This window comes from Streptomyces sp. NPDC005728 (assembly GCF_040630895.1).
Classification (GTDB): domain Bacteria; phylum Actinomycetota; class Actinomycetes; order Streptomycetales; family Streptomycetaceae; genus Streptomyces.
In genome coordinates this window covers 25,996-49,873 of the sequence record NZ_JBEXYL010000067.1, presented here as the reverse complement: position 1 = coordinate 49,873, position 23,878 = coordinate 25,996, and the positions used below count along the sequence as shown (strand labels likewise).

Genomic DNA, 23,878 nt, shown 5'->3' with positions numbered 1-23,878 from the left:
GCATGCGTGCGGCGAGGACTGTGTGTTCTGCAGGGTTCTGGAGGCGGAAGAAGACGCGGGAAGCCGCGTCGTGGCGCGCTCCGCCCACTGGACGGGGCAGGGGGCCTCCGCCCGTCTTAGCGTGACCGCATGATCGAGCTGGAGGGGCTGAGCAAGCGGTACGGCGAAAAACTCGCGGTCGACCACCTCACCTTCGCCGTGCGGCCGGGCATCGTCACGGGCTTTCTCGGGCCCAACGGCGCCGGGAAGTCCACCACCATGCGGATGATCCTCGGTCTCGACCGGCCCACCGCCGGGGACGTCCGGATCGACGGCCGGCACTACGACCAGCTGAAGGACCCGCTGACGTACGTCGGAGCCCTGCTCGACGCGAAGGCCGTGCACGGCGGGCGGAGCGCCTACAACCATCTGCTGTGCCTCGCGCAGAGCAACGGGATCGCCGGACACCGGGTGGACGAGGTGCTCGACACCGTGGGGCTCACCGCCGTGGCCCGGAAGAAGGCCAAGGGGTTCTCGTACGGCATGGGCCAGCGGCTCGGGATCGCGGCCGCGCTGCTCGGTGATCCGCGGATCCTGATGTTCGACGAGCCGGTCAACGGGCTCGACCCCGAGGGCATCCACTGGATCCGGAACCTGATGAAGTCGCTGGCCGCGCAGGGGCGGACCGTGTTCGTGTCAAGTCATCTGATGAGCGAGATGGCGCTGACCGCCGACCATCTGGTGGTCATCGGGCAGGGCCGGCTGCTCGCCGACACCTCCATGGCGGACTTCATCCGGCAGAATGCGCGCAGTTACGTCCGGCTCCGTTCTCCCCAGCGCGAGCGGCTCATGGACGTGCTGCACGAGGACGGCATCACCGTCGTGCAGGCGGGCGGCGGTGTGCTGGAGGTGGAGGGCGGCAAGGCCGAGCGGATCGGGGAGCTGGCGGCGCGGCACGGGATCGTGCTGCACGAGCTGAGCCCGCAGCAGGCCTCATTGGAGGAGGCGTTCATGCAGCTGACGGCGGAGTCGGTGGAGTACCACGCACACGCCGGACCCGCTCCCGTCCCGCAGGACTGGGGCGCCGGCTGGAAGGGGGCCTGAGCGATGGCGGCCGTCCAGGTGATCCGGTCCGAGTGGACCAAAATCCGGTCCGTTGCGTCCACGGTGTGGACACTGTCGCTGGCCGTGGTGGTCACGCTCGCCCTCGGGGTGCTCATCTCCGCGCTGTCGAGGAGTCAGTACGAGAACATGCCGCTGAGCGAGCGGCTCTCCTTCGACCCCACGGTCGTCAGCTTCGCAGGCATGACCCTCGGCCAGCTCGCCATGATCGTGTTCGGGGTGCTGGTCGTCTCCAACGAGTACAGCACGGGCATGATCCGCGTCTCCCTGGCCGCCGTTCCGCAGCGCGGCACCTTCCTGTTCAGCAAGATCGCCGTGGCCACCGCGCTCGCCCTGGCCGTCGGGATGGTCACCAGTTTCGCCGCCTTCTTCCTCGGACAGGCGATGCTCGGCTCCCTCGGTACCCGGATCGACGACCCCGGAGTGCTGCGCGCGGTGATCGGCGGCGGGCTCTACATGGCCCTCATCGCGATGTTCTCCATGGGCGTCGCCACGATGCTGCGCTCGCCGATGCTCTCGCTCGGCATCCTGATGCCGTTCTTCTTCCTGATCTCCAACATCCTCGGCAACGTCGACGCCACCAAGAAGGTCGGTCGCTTCCTGCCCGACCAGGCCGGCAGCCGGATCATGCAGGTGGTGCCGAGAGTCGGCGACGACACACCGTACGGCCCCTGGGGCGGGCTCGGGATCATGGTGTTGTGGGTGGTCGCGGCGGTCATGGGCGGTTTCGTGCTGCTCAAGCGCCGGGACGCCCAGTAGCCCCTGCTCCCACGATCCGTGATGCTCTGGCTTTACTTTCTTTTGGGCGGAACCGTCAACGCCCGGATATCCTCCTAACCCTTACGGGGGCGTGTGCCCCGCTGTCCTGAACCTTTCGATGGGTGCGGAGCATGATCGAGGCTGTAGGCCTTACCAAGCGCTACGGCGACAAGACCGCCGTGTACAACCTTTCCTTCCAGGTGCGACCGGGAGCCGTGACCGGCTTCCTCGGGCCCAACGGCTCGGGCAAGTCGACAACCATGCGGATGATCCTCGGGCTGGACAACCCGACGTCCGGCGCGGTCACCATCGGCGGCTACCCGTACCGCAAGCTGCCCAATGCCCCCCGCCAGGTCGGCGCGCTGCTCGACGCCAAGGCGGTGCACGGCGGCCGGGCCGCCCGCAACCACCTGCTGAGCCTCGCCCAGCTGTCGGGCATCCCGGCCCGGCGGGTGGACGAGGTGCTCGGGGTCGTCGGCCTCCAGGAGGTGGCGAGGAAGCGCTCGAAGGGCTTCTCGCTCGGCATGGGCCAGCGGCTCGGCATCGCCGCCGCGCTGCTCGGCGACCCCCAGGTGCTGCTCTTCGACGAGCCGGTCAACGGCCTCGACCCCGAGGGCATCCTCTGGGTGCGCAACCTGATGAAGGCGCTCGCCGCCGAGGGCCGTACGGTCTTCGTCTCCTCGCACCTGATGAGCGAGATGGCGCTGACCGCCGACCACCTCATCGTGATCGGGCGCGGACAGCTGCTCGCCGACATGAGCGTGACCGACTTCATTTCGGCCAACTCCGCCGACTTCGCTCGCGTCCGCACGCCCGACTCCGAGCCCCAGCTGCGCGAGAAGCTGTCCTCCGCGCTCACCGAGGCGGGCGGCCATGTGCTGCCGGAGCAGGACGGCGCGCTGCGCGTGACCGGGCTGCCGCTGCCCCGCATCAGCGACCTCGCGCACGAGGCGGACGTACGGCTGTGGGAGCTGTCGCCGCACCAGGCCTCGCTGGAGGAGGCGTACATGCGGATGACGCAGGGCGCCGTCGACTACCGCTCGACCATCGACCAGAAGGCCGGCCTGCAGCAGCCCCTGCCGCCCGGCGCCCAGCCGCCCGTGCCGGTCCCCGGCCAGGGCCAGCCGGGCTGGTACGCCCCGCCGCCGCCCCAGCAGGGCGGCCAGCCCTTCGCGATGACGACGACGCCGCCCCCCTCGGGTCCGTACGGCGGTGCGCCCGCGGGCGGGTACGCCACTCCGGGCACGGGAGCCAACCCGTACGCCGCTCCGGCCGCACCGGCCCCGCAGGCCCCGCAGGCCCCGCAGGGGCAGCCTCCGGTGGCCGCTCCCCCGGCCCCCACCGCCGACACAACCCAGCCCGAGGACGCCCGATGAGCACCCACCAGCCCCCGATGCCGCAGGCACCTGCCGCCGCGCCCGGCATGGCGTACCCCGGCTACAACTCGCCGATCCCGGTCGTGCGCACCCACCTCGGACACGCGCTGGCCTCCGAGTGGACGAAGATCAAGTCGGTGCGTTCCACGATGTGGACGCTCGGCGTGTTCGTCCTGCTCGTGCTCGGCATCGGCCTGCTGGCCGGTGTCGCGGTCCAGGGCTCCAGCTCCGACCTGTCCGGTGAGAGCCCGCTGACCCTCGGCTTCTTCGGCCTGCTGATCGGCATGATGTGCATCATCACGCTCGGCGTGCTGACCACGGCGTCCGAGTACGGCACGGGCATGATCCGTACCACGATGACCGCGTGCCCCAGCCGGGGCCGGGTGCTGGCCGCCAAGTCGATCGTGTTCTTCGTCATCGCGTTCGTGGTGACGCTGGCCACCGTGTCGCTCGTGGCGATGATGCACGCGTCCATGCTGGAGGGCCACGGCGCAAGCAGCCCGTCCGGCAGTGAGTGGCTGAAGGCCACGGTCGGCATCAGCCTCTACATCGCTCTGCTCGGGCTGCTCTCGCTGCTCGTCGGCTCGATCATCCGGCACTCGGCGGGCGCCATCACGATCATGATCGGCGCGGTGCTCGCCCCGCTGGTGATCGCGCTGTTCATGAACGCGTCGTCGCTGGAGAAGGTGCAGAAGGCGCTGCTCGAGTACTCGATCCCGAGCCAGATGGGCGTCTTCTACAACAACACCCTGAGCGAGTCCGGGCCGACGGGCTGGGATCCGCTGTGGATCATCCTGGTCGTGACGGCGGCCGCGTACGCCGGCGCCTACGCGCTGCTGCAGAGCCGGGACGTCTGACCGGGACGACTCAGAACTTCGGCGCGTTGCGGGACCGCTGCACCCTGATGGTGCGGCGGTCCTTCGCGTTCCAGCACGCCTTGTGCCAGTGGCGGCGGTCGTCGACGCCCGCGTGCTCGGGCCAGGCCACCACGTGCGGGACACCGGAGGGGATGAGCTGGTCGCAGCCGGGGCAGCGGTAGGTCTTGCCCTGCGCGCTCGTCCCGGCGACATGGCGCACGCTCCACTCCTCGCCCTGCCAGCTCTCCGTGGACTGCCAGCCGCCGTACCGGCCGGTGCGGTCGTCCTCGGCGCTCCCGCCGGACGATCCGTCGGTCTTCGGTCGATTGCGACGCGGGGACACGGGACACCTCTCGGGTCTATACAGGAAGCACGGGCTGCATCCAGCCTACGCGGCCTGAACGGGGGTACGCGTAGCGCACCAACCCGCACAAGTCCCCCTCCAGGGCGGCCCATTCTGCAGACAATCCGCAAATCTCCCCGCCAGGCCGTGTCCTCGGCACGTGTCAGACGGTTATGCCGGGTGGGGGAGCTCCGGTCGGAGCCAAGGAAGCAGGAAATGCGATGCGCGTAGGAAGTTTTGTGCTGGCGGCCCAGTTCCCGGGTCAGGGCCCTGGGGAAGCCCTGCACCGAGCGGTCCGCTCGGCGGAGGTCTCCGAGGAGGCCGGGCTGGACGCGGTGTGGCTCGCCGAGCACCACTTCGTGCCGTACGGCACGTGTCCGTCCGCGGTCACCCTGGCCGCCTTACTGCTCGGCCGCACCGAGCGTATCCGGGTCGGCACAGCGGTCAGCGTACTGCCCACGGCGCACCCGGTCGCCCTCGGCGAACAGGCCGCGCTGCTGCACCTGACGAGCGGCGGCCGGTTCACGCTGGGCGTGGGGCGCGGCGGACCGTGGGTGGACCTGGAGGTGTTCGGCACGGGCCTCGCGGCGTACGAGCACGGGTTCCCGGAATCACTCGATCTGCTGGTGCGCTGGCTGCGCGAACCGTCGGTGGCGGCTGCGGGTGAACGGTTCTCCTTCCGTGAGGTGCCCGTCGTCCCCCGCCCGTCGGAGGCGCTGACGGAGACGCCCGGACCCGAGGTCGTCGTCGCCTGCACCTCGCCGGGGAGCGTGCGGCTGGCCGCCGAGCGCGGGCTGCCGATGCTGCTCGGGATGCACGTCGGGGACGAGGAGAAGGCCGAGATGGTCGCGCTGTGGCGGCAGTTCGCCCGTGCCGCGGGCCGGCCGGCCGAGGAGATCGCGGACGCGGCCCACGTCTCGGCCGGCGTCTGCCAGATCGCGGACCGGCGCACGGACGCGGCGGAGACGCTGCTGAAGGCGATGCCGGGCTGGCTCAAACAGGGCCTTGAGGCCCATGTGACGGTCGACGGCCGGACGCGCTCGATGCGCGACCCGCTCGCCTACACCGAACTGCTCTGCGGGCTGCATCCGGTGGGCACCCCGCGGCTCGCCGCCGACCGGCTCGCGGCCACCTCGGAGCGCACCGGCATCTCCCGGTTCGCCCTCCTGGTCGAGGGCTCGGGCGACCTCGCGGCGACGGAGGAGAACCTACGGCGGCTGGGCAGCGAGGTACTCCCCCAGCTGCGCTGACCGGACGTCGACTCCCCTGCGCCAGGGGGGCTTGCCGCCCCAGTACGAATGCACCTCCCGCGAGTGGAGCGGCAAGCAAGCGGCTCACTGCGTCGGCAGCCCGGGAACTGCCCCGTCAGCAGTCCCGGAGCTCCGGCGACTGGTTCAGCAACTGATTGCGCACCGAGGTGAAGCGGGCCAACGTCTCGTCCACCGAGGCGTCCAGGGGGAACACCGCCACCCGGTGGCAGTTCTGGAAGGCCAGCCGCACCCCGAAGTGCCGCTGCAGCGCGCCGCGGATGGCGTCACTCGCGAGCGCGCGCAGCAGCTGACCGCGTGCCTGCTCGTCCGGCGGGGGCGTCTGGTTGTCGGCGAAGGGTCCGCCGTCCACCTTCAGCTGGGCCACCAGAGAGCTGATCATCTCCCATGCATAGGGCAGGGAGGTCCGGACGCAGTCGACGAATGCTGCTTCGTCGACCTCGCCTCGCTCGGCCTGTTCGAGTAGGGCCGGTGAGACGTCGAGCGACATGGGTTCTCCTCTCGCACCCCCGACGAGCAGGGGTTGCCGGACAGATAAGGGAGTTCGCGATATCGAACACGCTCAGTACACAGTTCGCGACCTCCCGTTCACTACGGTAGGCAACCGACGGTGACGGCACCAGCAGAATGCGTATATGGGACGGTCCCTTTAGGCACACAATCGGCCAGGGATGAACAAGAGTTTCCAGGGATGAAAGGGATGCCCCAGCGGACCCCTGTGACCGGTGGGAAGGGGAGAACTGAGGGCGAATCGCGTCCACCGGTGTGTGTCGAGTAGCGTTGCCGACCATGCGTCTCGTCATTGCCCGGTGCTCGGTCGACTACGCCGGCCGGCTCACCGCCCACCTGCCCTCGGCGCCCCGCCTGATCCTGGTCAAGGCGGACGGCAGCGTCTCCATCCACGCGGACGACCGGGCCTACAAGCCCCTCAACTGGATGTCGCCGCCCTGCACGTTGAAGGAGGGCACGGGCGAGGACGAGGGGGTCTGGACCGTGATCAACAAAGCGGGCGAGAAACTGATCATCACGATGGAGGAGATCCTCCACGATTCCTCGCACGAACTCGGCGTGGATCCCGGTCTGATCAAGGACGGCGTGGAGGCGCACCTGCAGGAGCTGCTCGCCGACCGCATCGAGACGCTGGGCGAGGGCTACAGCCTCATCCGCCGCGAGTACATGACCGCGATCGGCCCGGTGGACATCCTGTGCCGGGACGCGGACGGGCAGACGGTCGCGGTGGAGATCAAGCGCCGCGGTGAGATCGACGGCGTGGAGCAACTCACGCGCTACCTGGAGCTGTTGAACCGCGACCCGCATCTCGCCCCGGTCCGCGGCGTCTTCGCCGCCCAGGAGATCAAGCCCCAGGCCCGCGTCCTCGCGACCGACCGGGGCATCGGCTGCCAGGTCCTCGACTACGACGCCCTCAGGGGCATCGAGGACGACAAGCTGCGGTTGTTCTGAACGGTTCTTCCGGTACGCGCAAGAGGGCCGGTCCGTTACGGACCGGCCCTCTTGCCGTGCACGGGAGACCTCAGATCACGGAACCCGGGCCGTTGCTGTCCTGCGGTGCGCCCGCCGAGCTGCTGGACGCCGCCGGGCCGCTTGCCGTGTCGGTGGTCGACGGGGCGCTGGTCGTCGGTGTCGTCGACGGTGAGGGCGAGGGCGAGGAGGAGGGCGAGGAGGACGGGGTGCCCGAAGGGGTCGTCCTCGTCGGCGTCGGGGTGCCCGGCCGCGTCGTGTGCGGCTTGGACGGGGAGGGAGACGTACTCCCGCCGCCCGTGGGCTTCGTGCCGGTCGGGCTCGTCGAAGGCGCCGTCGTCGGCGGTGCCGGGTCGTCCGAGGTGCCGTCGGGGCCGGGGTCGGTCGGGGTGCTGGAGGGCGTGCTGGTCGAGCCGCTCGGGCCGTCGTCCTGCTTCGGGTCCGCGCCCAGGCTGCCGTCGTCCAGGCCCTGGCTCGCGGACGGGTTGACGTCGACGTTGCCGGCCGGGTTCCGGTCCGCGTTCTCGTGGGACGTCATGCCGAGGGTGACGACCGTGCCGAGCACGGCGGCGAGCAGGGTCCCGGAGCCGATCGCCACCAGGTTGCGGCGGGCCAGGCGGCGGATGCCTCCCGCGGGCTTGGCGGCCGGCGGCTGATGGGTGACCAGGGCCTCGGCGGAGGGGCCGTAGGGCGGGTAGGCGGCGGGCAGACCGCCGGGCGGCGAGGCGGACTCCTCGTGGCGTGCGTCCGGCACCTCCTCGCCCGCCATCGCCGCCGCCCCGGGCAGCTCGCCCGAGCGGTCGGCGACCAGCGCCAGGGCGCGGCGTCCGGCCACGGCGCCCCGCTTGTCGGCGAGGGTTCCACGCAGACCGCCGGAGGCCTCCAGCTCGGCGCGGGCCCGGTCGAACTGTCCGCCGCAGAGCGCGAGAATGCCCAACTCGTGGTGGAAGTAGACCTGTTCGGAGATCTCGCCGGCCAGCCGGGAGGCCTCCGCGCCGGAGCGCAGCGAGCGTTCCCAGGCACTCCAGTGCAGCCCGGCCGCGAAGGCGGGCGCGGCCGTGCGGGCAAGTCGTACGGTGACGCTCTCCTCGCCTTCGACGGGAGGCACCGTGGCGGGCACCACCACCGCGAGCGCGGCGAGGACCGCGTCGGCCTCGGCGCACACCCGCTCGGGGGTGACCGAGGGGTGCCCGGCCCACCAGGCGTAGTGCTCGGCGGCGGTCAGGGCCTGGGCCGGGGTGTCGGCGGCGTACCCGGCGGCCTCCAGCTGGGTCTGCACACCGGCCGCGAGGCGGTAGCGGGAGCCGACCGGGGAGACCAGGCCGCAGCTCGCGAGTTCGCCGAGGGCCGCGTCCGCGTGGGTGTCGCCGACCAGCGCGGGCAGGTGCGCCTGGTGCGGCACCTCACCGCCGAGGGCGACGGCGAGGCGAAGGGTGGCCCGGGCGGAGGCGCTGAGCCGGGAGGCGAGCAGCGGGGCGGGCGCGGCGGCCTCGCCGAGGGAGGGCAGCGGGACGTCCTCCGCCTCCGCCGCGTCCAGGGGTGCCTCGGCGGGGTGGCGTACGTCCTCGAAGACGCCGTACTCGTCCACCGCGCCGGTGCTGGCGCGCAGCTGGTCGCGCTGCCGGAGCAGGGCACCGGCCTGGACGAAGCGCAGGGGCAGGCCCTCGGACTCGAACCACAGGTCGCCGGCCCAGTTGGCCTCCTCCTCGGTGAGGACACGGCCGACGGCCAGCTCCAGGATCTCCACGCCGGCCGCGCGGTCCAGGCCGGTGAGGAAGACCTCCTCGACCTCGGAGTCGGCGGCAGGGGCGGGGACGTCCGGGGTGGCGCCGAGCAGGAAGGCGCACTCGGGGGTGGCCGCGAGCAGCTCGTCGAGGGCGGCGCCGCCGAACGCCAGGTCGTCCACGACGACGACCGCGCCGATCTCTCGGACCAGTTCGAGCAGTTGCTCCGGGTCGGGCCGGTACCGGGGGGAGTCGTGTACGGCGCGGAAGAGGTCGTACAGGAGGTCGGTGGCCGTGCGGTGGAAGCCGGTGAGCCGGACCACGCCGTCGGGGGCGAGGTCGGCGCAGTCCTCGGCGACCAGGTCGAGCAGGGCGGTACGGCCGGAGCCGCCGGGGCCGGTGAGGCGCACGGAGCGGCCGCGGGCGATGAGGCGGACCAGGCGTTCGCGTTCGTCCTGGCGTTCGAGGAGCACGGGCGTGGGCTGCGCCGGGCCCGGCGGTACGGGCGGCCGTGCGGCGCTCTCGGTCTCGGCGCGCTCGGCGGCGGTGCGCTTGCGGGGCCGGTCCGGCCGTTCTCCGGGCGGGCAGGGCTCTATCTCGCTGCCGTCGACGGGATTGACGGTCAGCAGGAAGTCGCCGGAGACGAGCTGCGCCGTACGGGCGAGCCCGGGCGCACTCTGGCCGAAGTCGGAGGTGAGGGATTCCCGGGGCGGTCGGCGGCTCGGAGCCTGGCCGTGCTCCTCGGGTCCCGGAGTGATCGGGTCCATGGGTTCAAGCCCCCCAAAAGCGTCGTGTGCCCAGAAATGCCGGCCCCTCCCGGCCTGCTGCACACTGCGCTGTCGCTTCTGGTCCGGGCCCGCTCGAGGGTTGCGAGGCAGCGGGCGACCGAACCCTAAACCTTCGCACAGTATCTACGACAGAGCGGGGTGCCGTGCGGTCCGAGACATCACAGTCCGGTGAGGATTGCCCTCGACGTGCCGTTCGGCGGCTGCGTCCGAGTCTCCCCCGTCGCCCGGTTCACACCCGATCCGGGCGTTGCGCCCGGTGCGGGTCACTGCCTGGGCGCATCACACCCGGGGCAGCGACTCCACCCCGATGCCGCCCTCGATGGCGAGGATGCGGTGCAGTCGGGTGGCCACCAGCAGGCGCTGCATCTGCGGCGGGACACCGCGCAGTACCAGACGGCGACCGCAGCGGCCGGCCCGCCGGTGGGCACCCATGATCACCCCGAGGCCGGTGGCGTCCCAGGAGTCCAGTTCGGACAGGTCGAGCACCAGGTCGCCGACTCCGTGGTCGACGGCCGAGTGCAGGGCCGTACGGGCGTCCGCCGCGCTGCGGACGTCGAGGCGGCCCCCGACGACCAGCTCGGCGTGGTCGCCCCTGATGTACATATGCGCTCCCCGTTGAGTGCGGTCTGGCGTACTCCGTGACGGTGCTGGTACTGGTGCTGTGCAACGTCTGACTGCCTGGGCGGCAGACCGGTTGCTGTTTGTAAGCGAACCGATACCGAATTCACCCCCGGGAGTGATGCCCTCGGGAGTGCGTCCGGTCGTGTACGGGTCAGTACTTGTAGAAGCCCTGCCCGCTCTTGCGTCCGATGTCACCGGCGTCCACCATCCGGCGCATCAGCTCCGGCGGGGCGAACTTCTCGTCCTGGGACTCGGTGTAGATGTTGCTGGTGGCGTGCAGCAGGATGTCCACGCCGGTCAGGTCCGCGGTGGCCAGCGGGCCCATGGCGTGGCCGAAGCCCAGCTTGCAGGCGAGGTCGATGTCCTCGGCCGTGGCGACGCCGGACTCGTACAGCTTGGTCGCCTCGACCACCAGGGCCGAGATGAGCCGGGTCGTGACGAAGCCGGCCACGTCACGGTTGACGACGATGCAGGTCTTGCCGACGGACTCGGCGAACTCCCGTGCGGTGGCGAGGGCTTCGTCGCTGGTCTTGTAGCCGCGGACGAGTTCGACGAGCTGCATCATCGGCACCGGGGAGAAGAAGTGCACACCGACGACCCGCTCGGGGTGCGCGGTGGCCGCCGCGATCTTGGTGATCGGGATGGCGGAGGTGTTGGAGGCGAGCACGGTGTCCTCGCGCACGATCTTGTCGAGCGCGCGGAAGATCTCGTGCTTGACCTCCAGCTTCTCGAAGACGGCCTCCACGACGATGTCGGCGTCGGCGGCGGCGTCCAGGTCGGTGGTCGCGGTGATGCGGCCGAGGGCGGCGTCGGCGGCGTGCGCCTCCAGCTTGCCCTTGCCGACGAACTTGTCGTACGAGGCCTTGATGCCGTCGGTGCCGCGCTTCAGTGCCTCGTCGGTGACGTCGCGCAGGACGACGTCCCAGCCCGCCTGTGCGGCGACCTGGGCGATGCCGGATCCCATGAGACCGGCCCCGATGACGGCGAGCTTCCCTGCCACTCCGACTCCCTCAACGCTGTTGACGTCTGCCTCTTCGGCGGACCATAGCGCTCCGGAGCCGCTGTGTGACCGGTAAGTAACGCGCGTCACGTCTCAATTGACGGACATCACACCGGCAGGGGTCAGGACGGGCCACGGACGGCGTAGTTGAGGACCTTTTCGCTCAACAGGTCCTCGATGTCACCGAGGAGGATGAGCACTTCTCGTGATACTTCGACCGGTTTGCGCCCGGCGAGCATTTCCCGGCCGATGGCGACGAAGACGGCTTGGTGGATCCAGCAGATCTGACCGGCCATCAGGTCCGGCAGTGGATCGTCGGCGGCGGCGCCGGTCTCCTCGCGCAGGACCGCCTCCACGTTGTCGTGGATCTCCTGCTGCAGGCTCCACAGCCGGGAGCGCAGCGGCGGCGCCTCGTGGATGACGCGCATGAAGCGGTCGTACCCCTCCATCAGCCCCACCCGGGGCGAGACGGCCTCGACCTCCCCGCGCAGCTCACGCAGGACGGCGCAGGCGGCGGACTCCCCCGCGTCCCGGCCCCGCACCCAGCGGCCGAGCCGGTCGACCATGCCCGCGGAGCGGTCGAAGAAGAGGTCCTCCTTGGCCGGGAAGTAGTTGTAGACGGTGTTGACGGAGACGTTCGCCGCCTCGGCGATCTCCGCCATCGTCACGGCATCGAAGCCGCGTTCCAGGAACAGCCCGGTGGCGACATCCGAGAGGTACTGCCTGGTCTGCCGCTTCTTCCGCTCCCTGAGCCCTTCAGCCATGTCCGCATCCTAACTTTGCTGGATCCACTGAAAACTTGGGGTCGTTGCAAAATTTCAGAGACTCTGTTTTTCTGTGGGCATGGCAGCAGTCATCAGCGCGGCCGGCCTGGCCCGCACCTTCCAGACCAAGCACGGCCCCGTCGAGGCCGTGCGCGGCGTCGACCTCACCGTCCGCGAGGGCGAGATCCTCGGCTTCCTCGGCCCCAACGGCGCGGGCAAGACGACCACCCTGCGGATGCTCACCACCCTGCTCAGGCCCACCGGCGGCGCGGCCACCGTCGCCGGGCACGACCTGGCGACCGACCCGGCCGGGGTCCGCCGGGCCTCCGGCTACGTCGCCCAGTCCGGCGGGGTGGACCCGCAGATCTCGGTCCGGGAGGAACTGGTCACCCAGGGCCGGATGTACCGCCTGCCGAAGGCCGAGGCGGTCGCACGCACCGCGGAACTCGCCCGGGACCTGGACCTCACCGAGCTGCTCGACCGGAAGACGGCCGCGCTCTCCGGCGGCCAGCGGCGGCGCCTGGACATCGCGATGGCGCTCACCCATCGCCCGAGGGTGCTGTTCCTGGACGAGCCGACGACCGGCCTGGACCCCGGCAGCCGCGCCGACCTGTGGGACCTGGTCCGGCGGCTGCGCGACGCGTACGGCACCACGGTCTTCCTGACCACCCACTACCTGGACGAGGCCGACGCCCTCGCCGACCGCCTCGTGGTCGTCGACCGGGGCGTGGTCGTGGCCGACGGCACACCGAGCGCGCTCAAGCTGGAGCACGGCGGCTCGATCGACGCCACCCTCCAGGACACCTTCCTCGCCATCACCGGCCGCGGCCCCGCCCCGGCGGACGCCGCCCCTGTAGCCGTCTAGGACCGCCCGCATGCTTCTTCACGACACGGCCCTCGTCTACGGCCGCTATCTCCGCCAGTCCCTGCGCTCCCGCTTCGCCCTGCTCTTCGGCGTGCTGACGCCGCTCCTCTATCTCCTCTTCTTCGGGCCCCTGCTCACCGACCTGCCGCTGGGCGAGGAGGGCACCTCCTGGCAGGTGCTGGTGCCCGGGCTGCTGCTCCAACTCGGCCTCTTCGGGGCGCTGTTCGCGGGGTTCACGATCATCATGGAGAACGCCCAGGGGGTGGTGGAGCGGATGCGGGTGACGCCGGTCAGCCGCCTCGCACTGCTCCTCGGCCGGGTGCTGCGGGACGCCACGGTCTTCGTCCTCCAGGCGGTGCTGCTGGTGCTCGCGGCGGTGGTGATGGGCCTGCGCGCACCCCTGCCGGGCATTCTCATCGGCTTCGCGTTCGTCGCCCTGCTCACCCTCTCGCTGGCCTCGCTGTCCTACGCGGTGGCGATGAGGGTCCGCACCCCGCAGGAGTTCGGCCCGCTGATCAACGCGCTGTCGATGCCGTCGATGCTGCTGTCCGGCCTGATGCTCCCGATGACCCTCGCGCCCACCTGGCTGGACGTGCTCTCGCACTTCGTCCCTTTCCGCTATCTGGTGGACGCGGTGCGCGACGCGTACGTCGGCCAGTACACGAGCGCGCACATGCTGTACGGCGTGCTCGTCGCGGTCGGCTTCGCAGGACTCGCCGTGACGGTGGGCACACGCGTGTTCCGTACGGCCGGGGCGTAACTACGCTGGCCACATGGTCAATCTGACGCGCATCTACACCAGGACCGGCGACCAGGGCACCACCGCCCTCGGCGACATGAGCCGGGTCGCCAAGACCGACCTCAGGATCTCGGCGTACGCCGATGCCAACGAGGCCAATGCGGTGATCGGCACCGCGATCGCGCTGGGCGGGCTGGACGAGGAGATCGTCACGGTCCTCACCCGCGTCCAGAACGACCTGTTCGACGTGGGCGCGGACCTGTCGACGCCGGTCGTGGAGAACCCCGAGTTCCCGCCGCTCAGGGTCGAGCAGTTCTACATCGACCGGCTGGAGGCGGACTGCGACCGCTTCAACGAGCGGTTGGAGAAGCTGCGCTCCTTCATCCTCCCCGGCGGCACGCCCGGCGCTGCCCTGCTCCACCAGGCGTGCACGGTGGTCCGCCGGGCCGAGCGCTCCACCTGGGCGGCCCTGGAGGTGCACGGCGCCCAAGGAGAGGACGGCAGCATGAACCCGCTCACCGCGACCTACCTCAACCGCCTCTCGGACCTGCTGTTCATCCTCGCCAGGACCGCAAACAAGGAGACCGGGGACGTGCTGTGGGTCCCGGGCGGTGAACGCTAGCGCTGCCGCTTGGGGAACAGTGTGTAGCTGGCGGCGATGATCACATTGATGCCGATCAGCCACAGCATGCGTTCCTGCCACGCCCGCAGCGAGCCGGTCCGGCCCTCGCCCCCGACGTACCAGACCGCACCCTGCAGCAGGACCGTCGCGACGAGTGCGGCCAGGATCCAGCGGGCCGCGACCTTCCACTCGTGGACGGCGCGGGCCGTGCCGTACTTCGGGGGCCTGACCGGGGGTGGGCCGCCCGCGAAGCGGTGCGCCACCCGGGCGTCGGCCCACCTGATCGTGGAGTGGCCGAGCCCGACGGTGAAGCCGATGTAGACGGCGGCGAGGCCGTGCCGCCAGTCGGGCTCCGCGCCGTTCCTGAGGTCGATGGCGGTGACCACGAACAGCACCACCTCCAGCAGCGGCTCGCACAGCAGCAGCGCGAGGCCCGTGCGGGGCATGCGCCACAGGTAGCGGAAGGCCAGCCCGGCGGCCAGCAGCACCCAGAAGGCCACCTCACAGGCGACGATCAACCCGACGATCACGGTTCGCTCCCTTCGCTCCCCCGTCCAGGCTCGCGTCGGCCGGCGCGCGGTTCATCGTCGCCGCGGGCGAAGTCGCCGTAATCGAAAGTTGCAGTCCAGGACCGTTCCCGGGAAGCACGCGGAGCCGCCGCGGGCCGTGTTGGATGGGGTCATGTCCCTCGCACTGCCCCGCCCGCACCGCGACGACCTGCGCATCGCCGTGGGCGGGCTGCTCGGCGGGGTGCTGCTGTGGGCGCTGGGCATCCATCCGCGCGTGGCCTCGGACAGCCTCGTGCTGTGGCACGCGCCCTGGGCTCCGCTGGTGCCGCTCGTGGTGACCGCCGCCTGCGAGCCGCTGCGCCGCACCCGGCCCCGCCTCGGCCTGCTGATCGGCACGGCCGTGCTGCCCCTGGACACCGTGACCCTGGGCAGCGTCGTCACGATCGTGCTGTACACCGACCTGATGTACGCGGCCGTCCTGTACGGCAGCCCCGCCGCCGCCCGCCGCATCCCCTGGATCACCGGCATGCTGACGGTCCTCGGCGGGGTCGTACCCGCCGCCCTCTGGCGCGACCCGCAGGGCCTGCTGATCGGTGTGGGTGTCGGCGTGGTCGCGTTCGCGCCCGCCTCCACCGGCTGGGTGGTGCGCAACCACCGCAACGCGGCCGAGGCCGCCCGGCTGCGCGCCGAACAGACCGCGTTGCTGGCCGAGATGGACCGCGTCCAGGCGGTCACCGCCGAACGGGCCCGGTTCGCCCGGGAGTTGCATGACATGGTCGCCAACCACCTGTCCGCGATCGCCATCCACTCCACGGCCGCACTCTCCCTCGACGACCCGAAGACCTCCCAGGACGCCCTGGCCGTCATCCGGGAGAACAGCGTCGAGGGACTGGCCGAGATGCGGCGGCTGATCGGGATCCTGCGGGACAGCTCCGGCGACCATGAGCCCGCCGCGTCCCCCACGCTCGACGGCCTCGGCGCCCTGGTGGACGGCGCCTGCGCCAACGGCCTGGATGTCACGCTCGACGCCGGCCACGACAGCGTGCCCGCGCCGGTCGAGCTGGCCGCCTACCGGATCGTGCAGGAATCGCTGACCAACGCCCTGAAGCACGCGGCGCGGGGGCACGTCCGCGTCAGCCTGCGCCAGGAGAACGACACCCTGCACGTGCGGGTGACCAGCCCCTACCGGGCCGGCGACACCCCGCGCGCGCCCGGCTCGGGGTCGGGTCTGGCCGGGATGCGGGAACGGGCGGCGCTGCTCGGCGGCGGATTCGAGGCCGGACCCGAGGACGGGCACTGGGCCGTCCGTGCCGCTCTTCCGCTCACCGAAGGAGACCCCGTATGAACCCCGCGATCCGGGTCCTGGTCGCCGAGGACCAGTCCGCCGTCCGCGCCGGTCTCGTCCTCATCCTGCGCAGCGCGCCCGACATCGACGTGGTCGGCGAGGCGGCGGACGGCGAGCAGGCGGTCGCGCTGGCCCGTCAGCTGCGGCCCGACCTGGTCCTGATGGACGTCCAGATGCCGCGCCTGGACGGGGTGTCGGCGACCCGGCAGGTCGTGACGGAGCAGCTCGCGGACGTCCTCGTTCTCACCACCTTCGACCTCGACGAGTACGTGTTCGGGGCACTGCGGGCGGGGGCGGCCGGGTTCCTGCTGAAGAACACCGAGGCGAAGGACCTGCTGCAGGCGGTGCGGACGGTGGCCCGTGGGGAGGGGATCGTCGCTCCGGCCGTCACCCGGCGGCTGATCGCCGAGTTCGCCGCGCAGCCGGTGCGCGGGACGACGGCCGACCCGGCCGTGCTGGACGGCCTGACCCGGCGTGAGCGCGAGGTGCTGTCGTGCATCGGCGAGGGGCTGTCCAATGCCGGGATCGCGGCGCGGCTGGAGATGGCGGAGGGCACGGTGAAGACGCACGTCAGCCGACTACTGGCGAAGCTGGAGCTGCGCAGCCGCGTACAAGCGGCCGTTCTGGCCCAGGAGTTGGGGATCTAGCGGGGCCCGGGGGGCAAGTGGTCCAGACCTATTGACCTGTGGTCCAGACCTTTCTATTCTCGCGGCACCGTGGGCGTGAAGGCTCAGTCATGCCCCTGACATCCCTAACAGAAGAGGGAGGCGCAGCATGCGCTTCAGACACAGAGCCGCGGCAGGGTTCGCGACCCTGTTGCTCCCCCTGGCCGGCCTGGTCGGTCTCGCGGGCCCCGCCCAGGCAGCGGGCAACGCCACTGCCACCTACAGCAAGACCAGCGACTGGGGAACCGGGTTCGGCGGTCAGTGGACCATCAAGAACACCGGTACCAGCTCCATCAGTTCCTGGACCGTCGAGTGGGACTTCCCCTCCGGTACGTCCGTCACCTCCGCGTGGGACGCGGACGTCACGAACTCCGGCACCCACTGGACCGCCAAGAACAAGTCCTACAACGGCACCCTGGCCCCCGGCGCCTCCGTCTCCTTCGGCTTCAACGGCGCCGGCTCCGGCTCCCCGTCCAACTGCAAGCTCAACGGCGACAGCTGTGACGGCACCACGGTCCCCGGCGACGCGGCCCCCTCCGCCCCCGGCACCCCGACCGCCTCCTCCGTCACCGACACCTCGGTGAAGCTCGGCTGGAGCGCGGCCACCGACGACAAGGGCGTCAAGAACTACGACGTGCTGCGTGACGGCAAGGTCGTCGGCACCGTGACGACCACGTCGTACACGGACACCGGCCTCACCGCCGGCACCGACTACTCCTACACCGTGCGGGCCCGCGACACCGCCGACCAGACCGGCCCCGCCAGCGGCGCGGTGGCCGTCCACACCACCGGCGGCGGCACCACACCCCCGCCCACCGGCAACAAGGTCAAGCTCGGCTACTTCACCGAGTGGGGCATCTACGGCCGCAACTACAACGTCAAGAACCTGGTGACGTCCGGCTCGGCCGCGAAGATCACCCACATCAACTACGCGTTCGGCAACGTCACCAACGGCCAGTGCGCCATCGGCGACTCCTACGCCGACTACGACAAGGCCTTCACCGCCGACCAGTCGGTCAGCGGCGTGGCCGACACCTGGGACCAGCCGCTGCGCGGCAACTTCAACCAGCTGCGCGAGCTGAAGGCCAAATACCCGAACATCAAGGTGATCTGGTCCTTCGGCGGCTGGACCTGGTCCGGCGGCTTCGCGCAGGCGGCGGCCAACCCGACCGCCTTCGCCCAGTCCTGCTACAACCTGGTCGAGGACCCGCGCTGGGCCGATGTCTTCGACGGCATCGACATCGACTGGGAGTACCCGAACGCCTGCGGCCTGTCCTGTGACACCAGCGGGGCGGCGGCCTTCAAGAACGTGATGTCCGCACTGCGCGCCAAGTTCGGCAGCAACAACCTGGTCACGGCCGCGGTCACCGCCGACGGCTCGGCCGGCGGCAAGATCGAGGCCGCCGACTACGCGGGCGCCGCCCAGTCCGTCGACTGGTACAACGTGATGACGTACGACTTCTTCGGCGCCTGGGACGCCCAGGGCCCGACGGCTCCGCACTCCCCGCTCACCTCGTACAGCGGCATCCCGAAGGCGGGCTTCACCACCGCCGACGCGATGGCCAAGTACAAGGCGATCGGCGTCCCCGCGAGCAAGCTGCTCATCGGCATCGGCTTCTACGGCCGCGGCTGGACCGGGGTCACCCAGGACGCCCCGGGCGGCACCGCCACGGGACCGGCCGCGGGCACGTACGAGCAGGGCATCGAGGACTACAAGGTCCTCAAGACGTCCTGCCCGGCAACCGGCACCGTCGCGGGCACGGCGTACGCGCACTGCGGCAGCAACTGGTGGTCGTACGACACCCCCGCCACCATCGCCTCCAAGATGGCGTGGGCCAAGACCCAGGGTCTGGGCGGTGCGTTCTTCTGGGAGTTCAGCGGTGACACCAGCAACGGCGAGCTGGTGAGCGCCATCAGCAACAACCTGTAGAACCGCCAAGCGACATCGACGCTCCCCCAGACTTCGTCCGGGGGACCCCCACCCAGCGGGTGAATGTGGCTACGCCACATTCACCCGCTGTCCAGGTGGGGCTGCCTCCAGCCACGCGAGAAATCCGGTCAGCGCGTCTTCGCTCATGGCCAGCTCCAGGCGCGTACCCCGGTGGGTACAGGCGAGGACGACCGCGTCGGAGAGCAGCGCCAGCTCCTCCTCGCCCTCGGGCAGCCGGCGGCCGGCCACCTCGATCGCGGCACGCTCCAGGGTGCGGCGCGGGCGGAGGGCGTAGGAGAAGACGCGGTACCACTCGATGCGGTCGCCGTTGTAGCGGGCGACGCCGTAGCTCCAGCCCTTGCCGTTGGTGTCCGGTTTCTCGGGCACGTCCCAGCGCAGGGAACAGTCGAAGGTGCCGCCGGAGCGCTGGATCAGTCTGCGGCGCAGTCCGAACAGGAAGAGACCCACCACCACGAGCGCGATCACGATCCCGCACACAGTCAGAGCGAGGACCATCGACACCGACCTCCTCGTCTCCCTGATAGGGGAACTATGTTCGAACTAGGTAATGGAACGGGAAAAACACCCACATCTGCCTCAGCCGCGGTCGGCACCGGATTGCTCCGGGCCGACCGCGGCTGAGTGACGTCATCACACGGCGCGACGGATCAACGCGCCGCCGTCGCCGCCCGCAGGCGGACATCCGCACGGCGCTGGGCCTCCGCGTCGTCCTCCGCCTTCGCGCGCTCGAGCTCGCGCTCCGCGCGCTGGACATCGATCTCGTCCGACAGCTCGGCGATCTCGGCCAGCAGCGACAGCTTGTTGTCCGCGAACGAGATGAAACCGCCGTGCACCGCGGCGACGACCGTTCCACCATCACTCGTACGGATGGTCACCGGGCCCGACTCCAGCACACCGAGCAGCGGCTGGTGACCGGGCATGACGCCGATGTCGCCGGACGTGGTGCGCGCGACGACCAGGGTGGCCTCGCCGGACCAGACCTGGCGGTCGGCGGCGACCAGCTCGACGTGCAGCTCAGCAGCCAAGAGTGGCTCCTCGGGTCACCACCCGGCGGTAGTGCCGGGTGTTGGGGTCAATTCTAAGGGGCGTGAGAGAGGGGGCGGGACGCGCCCGCCCCCTCATATGAGCGCGAGGCTCAGGAGACGCCCAGCTCCTTGGCGTTGGCCTTGAGGTCCTCGATGCCACCGCACAGGAAGAACGCCTGCTCCGGGAAGTGGTCGTACTCGCCGTCGCAGATCGCGTTGAAGGCCGCGATCGACTCGTCCAGCGGGACGTCCGACCCGTCGACGCCGGTGAACTGCTTGGCGACGTGGGTGTTCTGGGACAGGAAGCGCTCCACGCGACGGGCACGGTGGACGACTAGCTTGTCCTCCTCGCCCAGCTCGTCGATACCGAGGATCGCGATGATGTCCTGGAGGTCCTTGTACTTCTGCAGCACCGTCTTGACACGCATGGCGGTGTTGTAGTGGTCCGCCGCGATGTAGCGCGGGTCCAGGATGCGGGACGTGGAGTCCAGCGGGTCCACGGCCGGGTAGATGCCCTTCTCGGAGATCGGACGGGAGAGAACCGTCGTCGCGTCGAGGTGGGCGAACGTGGTGGCCGGGGCCGGGTCGGTCAGGTCGTCCGCGGGGACGTAGATCGCCTGCATCGAGGTGATCGAGTGACCACGGGTCGAGGTGATGCGCTCCTGGAGGAGACCCATCTCGTCGGCCAGGTTCGGCTGGTAGCCCACCGCGGAGGGCATACGGCCGAGCAGGGTCGAGACCTCGGAACCGGCCTGCGTGAAGCGGAAGATGTTGTCGATGAAGAACAGCACGTCCTGCTTCTGCACATCGCGGAAGTACTCCGCCATGGTCAGACCGGCGAGGGCCACGCGCAGACGGGTGCCCGGGGGCTCGTCCATCTGACCGAAGACCAGCGCGGTCTTGTCGATGACGCCCGAGTCCGCCATCTCCTCGATGAGGTCGTTGCCCTCACGGGTGCGCTCGCCGACACCGGCGAACACGGAGACACCGTCGTGGTTGTTGGCGACGCGGTAGATCATCTCCTGGATGAGCACCGTCTTGCCGACGCCGGCACCGCCGAACAGACCGATCTTTCCACCCTTGACGTACGGGGTGAGAAGGTCGATGACCTTGACGCCGGTCTCGAACATCTCGGTCTTCGACTCGAGCTCGTCGAAGTTCGGGGCCTTGCGGTGGATGCCCCAGCGCTCGCCCTCGTACTGCTCGTCGACGTTCAGCACCTCACCGAGGGTGTTGAACACCTTGCCCTTGGTGAAGTCGCCGACCGGCACGGTGATGGAGGCGCCGGTGTCGGTGACCGCGGCCTGGCGGACCAGACCGTCGGTGGGCTGCATGGAGATGGTGCGGACCAGGCCGTCACCCAGGTGCTGGGCGACCTCCAGGGTCAGCGTCTTCTTCGCGCCGTCCTGGGCCGGGTCGGCCACCTCGACGTGAAGGGCGTTGTAGATGTCCGGCATGGCGTCGACGGGGAATTCCACGTCGACGACCGGGCCGATGACCCGGGCGACGCGGCCCGTGGCAGCGGCCGTCTCAACTGTCGTCGTCATTACCTGTCACTCCCCGCGGTCGCGTCGGCCAGGGCTGCGGAGCCACCGACGATCTCGCTGATTTCCTGGGTGATTTCGGCCTGGCGGGCCGCGTTGGCAAGACGGGAGAGCGTGGTGATCAGCTCGCCCGCGTTGTCTGTGGCCGACTTCATCGCGCGCCGCGTGGCGGCGTGCTTGGAGGCGGCCGACTGGAGCAGCGCGTTGTAGATACGGCTCTCCACGTAGCGCGGCAGCAGGGCGTCGAGGACGTCCTCCGCCGAGGGCTCGAAGTCGTACAGCGGGAGGATCTCGCCCTTCGGCGCCGCCTCCTTCGCCACGTCTTCGAGGCTGAGCGGCAGCAGACGGTCGTCGAGCGCCGTCTGCGTCATCATCGACACGAACTCGGTGAAGACGATGTGGAGTTCGTCCACGCCACCCTCGGCCGTGTCCTTCTCGATGGCCTCGATCAGCGGAGCCGCGACCTTCTTCGCGTCCGCGTACGTGGGCTCGTCGGTGAAGCCCGACCACGACTCCGCGACCTTGCGCTCACGGAAGTTGTAGTGGGCCAGACCGCGGCGGCCGACGATGTACGTGTCGACCTCCTTGCCCTCGGCCTCGAGACGCTCGGTCAGCTGCTCCGCCACCTTGATGGCGTTGGAGTTGAAGGCGCCGGCGAGACCACGGTCGCTCGTCAGGAGCAGCACCGCGGACCGCACGACCGTCTCGGCCTGCGTGGTCAGCGGGTGCTTCGTGTTCGAGCCGGTACCGACCGCCGTGACCGCGCGGGTCAGCTCGGTCGCGTACGGCGTGGAGGCCACCACCTTGCGCTGCGCCTTGACGACACGCGAGGCGGCGATCATCTCCATCGCCTTCGTGATCTTCTTGGTCGCGGAGACGGATCGGATGCGACGCTTGTAGACCCGGAGCTGGGCTCCCATGAGTCAGGTCCCTTCCGTCGTCACTTGGCCGTGGCGGCCGGCGCGTCTTCGCCGAGAAGCTTGCCGTCCGAGGTCTCGAACTGCTTCTTGAAGTCCGCGATGCCGTCGGCGATGGCGGTGAGGGTGTCGTCCGACATCTTGCCGCCCTCCTTGATGGAGGTCATGAGGCCCTGCTCCTTGCGGTGCAGGTACTCCAGGAGCTCCTTCTCGAAGCGGCGGATGTCGGCGACCGGCACGTCGTCCATCTTGCCGGTGGTACCGGCCCACACGGAGACGACCTGGTCCTCGGTCGGCATCGGCTGGTACTGAGCCTGCTTGAGCAGCTCGACCAGGCGCTGACCGCGCTCCAGCTGCGCCTTCGACGCGGCGTCCAGGTCGGAACCGAAGGCGGCGAACGCCTCCAGCTCGCGGTACTGGGCGAGGTCCAGACGCAGACGGCCGGAAACCTGCTTCATCGCCTTGTGCTGGGCGGAGCCACCGACGCGGGAGACCGAGATACCGACGTTCAGGGCCGGACGCTGGCCGGCGTTGAACAGGTCGGACTCCAGGAAGCACTGGCCGTCGGTGATGGAGATGACGTTGGTCGGGATGAACGCCGACACGTCGTTCGCCTTGGTCTCGACGATCGGCAGACCCGTCATCGAACCGGCGCCCAGGTCGTCGGAGAGCTTCGCGCAGCGCTCCAGCAGACGGGAGTGCAGGTAGAAGACGTCACCCGGGTAGGCCTCACGGCCCGGCGGGCGGCGCAGCAGCAGGGACACGGCGCGGTAGGCGTCGGCCTGCTTCGAGAGGTCGTCGAAGATGATGAGGACGTGCTTGCCCTCGTACATCCACTGCTGGCCGATGGCCGAACCGGTGTACGGCGCCAGGTACTTGAAGCCGGCCGGGTCGGACGCCGGGGCGGCGACGATGGTCGTGTACTCCAGCGCGCCGGCCTCGTCGAGGGCGCCACGCACGGAGGCGATGGTCGAGCCCTTCTGGCCGATGGCGACGTAGACGCAGCGGACCTGCTTCTTCGGGTCGCCGGAGCGCCAGTTGTCACGCTGGTTGATGATCGTGTCGACGGCCAGGGCGGTCTTGCCGGTCTGGCGGTCACCGATGATCAGCTGACGCTGGCCACGGCCGATCGGGGTCATCGCGTCGACGGCCTTGTAGCCGGTCTCCATCGGCTCGTGCACCGACTTACGGGCCATGACGCCCGGAGCCTGCAGCTCAAGGGCGCGACGACCGCTGGTCTCGATCTCGCCGAGACCGTCGATCGGGTTGCCGAGCGGGTCGACGACGCGGCCGAGGTAGCCCTCGCCGACGGCCACGGAGAGCACCTCACCGGTGCGCTGCACCGGCTGACCCTCCTCGATGCCGCTGAACTCACCGAGGACGATGGCACCGATCTCGCGCTCCTCGAGGTTGAGGGCGAGGCCGAGGGTGCCGTCCTCGAACTTCAGCAGTTCGTTGGCCATGGCCGAGGGCAGGCCCTCGACCTTCGCGATGCCGTCGCCGGCAAGGGTGACCGTACCGACCTCCTCGCGCGAGGCCGCGTCCGGCTTGTACGCCTGGACAAAGTTCTCCAGCGCGTCCCGGATCTCCTCCGGCCGGATCGTGAGCTCCGCCAT

At 70.2% G+C, this 23,878-nt stretch carries 24 protein-coding genes; 12 read left to right on the top strand and 12 right to left on the bottom strand.

Annotation, left to right across the window (positions count from 1 at the left end; genetic code table 11):
* The first annotated feature begins 129 nt into the window (after positions 1-129).
* The 4 genes from ABZ471_RS33770 to ABZ471_RS33755 all read left to right on the top strand — a co-directional run bounded on the left by ABZ471_RS33770 (position 130) and on the right by ABZ471_RS33755 (position 4,093).
* Entirely contained in the window at positions 130-1,083 is a 954-nt protein-coding gene (locus ABZ471_RS33770) for an ATP-binding cassette domain-containing protein (RefSeq protein WP_359071860.1), read from the top strand.
* A 3-nt stretch (positions 1,084-1,086) separates the two neighbouring features.
* Positions 1,087-1,860, top strand: a complete 774-nt coding sequence (locus ABZ471_RS33765) for an ABC transporter permease (protein WP_359071859.1) — start codon at positions 1,087-1,089, stop codon at positions 1,858-1,860.
* 131 nt (positions 1,861-1,991) lie between these two features.
* Positions 1,992-3,236, top strand: coding sequence for an ABC transporter ATP-binding protein (locus tag ABZ471_RS33760; protein WP_359071857.1), 1,245 nt, complete (start codon positions 1,992-1,994; stop codon positions 3,234-3,236).
* Positions 3,233-4,093, top strand: coding sequence for an ABC transporter permease (locus ABZ471_RS33755; protein WP_359071855.1), 861 nt, complete (start codon positions 3,233-3,235; stop codon positions 4,091-4,093). The genes ABZ471_RS33760 and ABZ471_RS33755 overlap by 4 nt, the downstream gene beginning before the upstream one ends.
* A 10-nt stretch (positions 4,094-4,103) precedes the next feature.
* Here the strand turns inward: ABZ471_RS33755 and ABZ471_RS33750 are convergent, their stop codons facing one another.
* The gene (locus ABZ471_RS33750) at positions 4,104-4,436 is read right to left on the bottom strand and encodes an ATP/GTP-binding protein (protein ID WP_359071853.1); all 333 of its coding nucleotides are present in this window, start codon (positions 4,434-4,436) and stop codon (positions 4,104-4,106) included.
* A gap of 221 nt (positions 4,437-4,657) precedes the next feature.
* Between ABZ471_RS33750 and ABZ471_RS33745 the strand changes: the two genes are divergently transcribed.
* Positions 4,658-5,686 (top strand): LLM class flavin-dependent oxidoreductase, encoded by a 1,029-nt coding sequence (locus tag ABZ471_RS33745; protein WP_359071850.1) that lies wholly within the window; start codon positions 4,658-4,660, stop codon positions 5,684-5,686.
* Positions 5,687-5,801: 115 nt separating this feature from the next.
* Here the strand turns inward: ABZ471_RS33745 and ABZ471_RS33740 are convergent, their stop codons facing one another.
* Positions 5,802-6,194 (bottom strand): SCO5389 family protein, encoded by a 393-nt coding sequence (locus ABZ471_RS33740; protein ID WP_014675028.1) that lies wholly within the window; start codon positions 6,192-6,194, stop codon positions 5,802-5,804.
* 299 nt (positions 6,195-6,493) lie between these two features.
* Between ABZ471_RS33740 and nucS the strand changes: the two genes are divergently transcribed.
* Positions 6,494-7,165 carry an endonuclease NucS gene (gene nucS, locus ABZ471_RS33735; protein ID WP_359071848.1) on the top strand — a complete coding sequence of 224 codons (672 nt, stop codon included), beginning with the start codon at positions 6,494-6,496 and terminating at the stop codon, positions 7,163-7,165.
* A gap of 70 nt (positions 7,166-7,235) precedes the next feature.
* Here the strand turns inward: nucS and ABZ471_RS33730 are convergent, their stop codons facing one another.
* The 4 genes from ABZ471_RS33730 to ABZ471_RS33715 all read right to left on the bottom strand — a co-directional run bounded on the left by ABZ471_RS33730 (position 7,236) and on the right by ABZ471_RS33715 (position 12,080).
* Positions 7,236-9,674: an ATP-binding protein gene (locus tag ABZ471_RS33730; RefSeq protein WP_359071845.1), complete on the bottom strand. Its 2,439-nt coding sequence runs from the start codon at positions 9,672-9,674 to the stop codon at positions 7,236-7,238.
* A 300-nt stretch (positions 9,675-9,974) separates the two neighbouring features.
* Positions 9,975-10,298 (bottom strand): STAS domain-containing protein, encoded by a 324-nt coding sequence (locus ABZ471_RS33725; protein WP_359071843.1) that lies wholly within the window; start codon positions 10,296-10,298, stop codon positions 9,975-9,977.
* 169 nt (positions 10,299-10,467) lie between these two features.
* Entirely contained in the window at positions 10,468-11,316 is an 849-nt protein-coding gene (locus ABZ471_RS33720) for a 3-hydroxyacyl-CoA dehydrogenase family protein (RefSeq protein ID WP_359071841.1), read from the bottom strand.
* Between the two features lie 122 nt (positions 11,317-11,438).
* The gene (locus tag ABZ471_RS33715) at positions 11,439-12,080 is read right to left on the bottom strand and encodes a helix-turn-helix domain-containing protein (RefSeq protein WP_359071840.1); all 642 of its coding nucleotides are present in this window, start codon (positions 12,078-12,080) and stop codon (positions 11,439-11,441) included.
* Between the two features lie 79 nt (positions 12,081-12,159).
* Between ABZ471_RS33715 and ABZ471_RS33710 the strand changes: the two genes are divergently transcribed.
* Genes ABZ471_RS33710 through ABZ471_RS33700 form a run of 3 tightly spaced genes read left to right on the top strand, consistent with a single transcriptional unit; the run spans position 12,160 to position 14,306 of the window.
* Positions 12,160-12,945 carry an ATP-binding cassette domain-containing protein gene (locus tag ABZ471_RS33710; RefSeq protein ID WP_359071838.1) on the top strand — a complete coding sequence of 262 codons (786 nt, stop codon included), beginning with the start codon at positions 12,160-12,162 and terminating at the stop codon, positions 12,943-12,945.
* 10 nt (positions 12,946-12,955) lie between these two features.
* Complete coding sequence (locus tag ABZ471_RS33705) at positions 12,956-13,705, top strand: ABC transporter permease (RefSeq protein WP_359071836.1); 750 nt, start codon at positions 12,956-12,958, stop codon at positions 13,703-13,705.
* 13 nt (positions 13,706-13,718) lie between these two features.
* Positions 13,719-14,306 (top strand): cob(I)yrinic acid a,c-diamide adenosyltransferase, encoded by a 588-nt coding sequence (locus tag ABZ471_RS33700; protein WP_359071835.1) that lies wholly within the window; start codon positions 13,719-13,721, stop codon positions 14,304-14,306.
* On the opposite strand, the gene ABZ471_RS33695 is transcribed toward ABZ471_RS33700, so the two are convergent.
* Positions 14,303-14,836, bottom strand: coding sequence for a hypothetical protein (locus ABZ471_RS33695; RefSeq protein ID WP_359071833.1), 534 nt, complete (start codon positions 14,834-14,836; stop codon positions 14,303-14,305). The genes ABZ471_RS33700 and ABZ471_RS33695 overlap by 4 nt on opposite strands.
* 151 nt (positions 14,837-14,987) lie before the next feature.
* On the opposite strand from ABZ471_RS33695, the gene ABZ471_RS33690 reads away from it, so the two are divergent.
* The 3 genes from ABZ471_RS33690 (at position 14,988) to ABZ471_RS33680 (ending at position 18,755) form a co-directional block, all read left to right on the top strand.
* Positions 14,988-16,160 (top strand): histidine kinase, encoded by a 1,173-nt coding sequence (locus ABZ471_RS33690; protein WP_359071831.1) that lies wholly within the window; start codon positions 14,988-14,990, stop codon positions 16,158-16,160.
* Entirely contained in the window at positions 16,157-16,807 is a 651-nt protein-coding gene (locus ABZ471_RS33685) for a response regulator transcription factor (protein ID WP_359071830.1), read from the top strand. The genes ABZ471_RS33690 and ABZ471_RS33685 overlap by 4 nt, the downstream gene beginning before the upstream one ends.
* A gap of 127 nt (positions 16,808-16,934) precedes the next feature.
* Positions 16,935-18,755: a glycoside hydrolase family 18 chitinase gene (locus ABZ471_RS33680; protein WP_359071828.1), complete on the top strand. Its 1,821-nt coding sequence runs from the start codon at positions 16,935-16,937 to the stop codon at positions 18,753-18,755.
* A 69-nt stretch (positions 18,756-18,824) separates the two neighbouring features.
* Here ABZ471_RS33680 and ABZ471_RS33675 read toward each other — a convergent pair whose 3' ends face one another.
* The 5 genes from ABZ471_RS33675 to atpA form a co-directional block, all read right to left on the bottom strand.
* Positions 18,825-19,271 carry a DUF2550 domain-containing protein gene (locus ABZ471_RS33675; protein ID WP_359071827.1) on the bottom strand — a complete coding sequence of 149 codons (447 nt, stop codon included), beginning with the start codon at positions 19,269-19,271 and terminating at the stop codon, positions 18,825-18,827.
* A gap of 152 nt (positions 19,272-19,423) precedes the next feature.
* Positions 19,424-19,801, bottom strand: coding sequence for a F0F1 ATP synthase subunit epsilon (locus ABZ471_RS33670; RefSeq protein ID WP_359071825.1), 378 nt, complete (start codon positions 19,799-19,801; stop codon positions 19,424-19,426).
* Between the two features lie 110 nt (positions 19,802-19,911).
* On the bottom strand, positions 19,912-21,348 hold the full coding sequence (gene atpD / locus ABZ471_RS33665) for a F0F1 ATP synthase subunit beta (protein ID WP_359071824.1): 1,437 nt from the start codon (positions 21,346-21,348) through the stop codon (positions 19,912-19,914).
* The gene (locus tag ABZ471_RS33660) at positions 21,348-22,265 is read right to left on the bottom strand and encodes a F0F1 ATP synthase subunit gamma (RefSeq protein ID WP_359071823.1); all 918 of its coding nucleotides are present in this window, start codon (positions 22,263-22,265) and stop codon (positions 21,348-21,350) included. The genes atpD and ABZ471_RS33660 overlap by 1 nt, the downstream gene beginning before the upstream one ends.
* Before the next feature lie 20 nt (positions 22,266-22,285).
* Positions 22,286-23,878 (bottom strand): F0F1 ATP synthase subunit alpha, encoded by a 1,593-nt coding sequence (atpA, locus tag ABZ471_RS33655; protein ID WP_359071822.1) that lies wholly within the window; start codon positions 23,876-23,878, stop codon positions 22,286-22,288.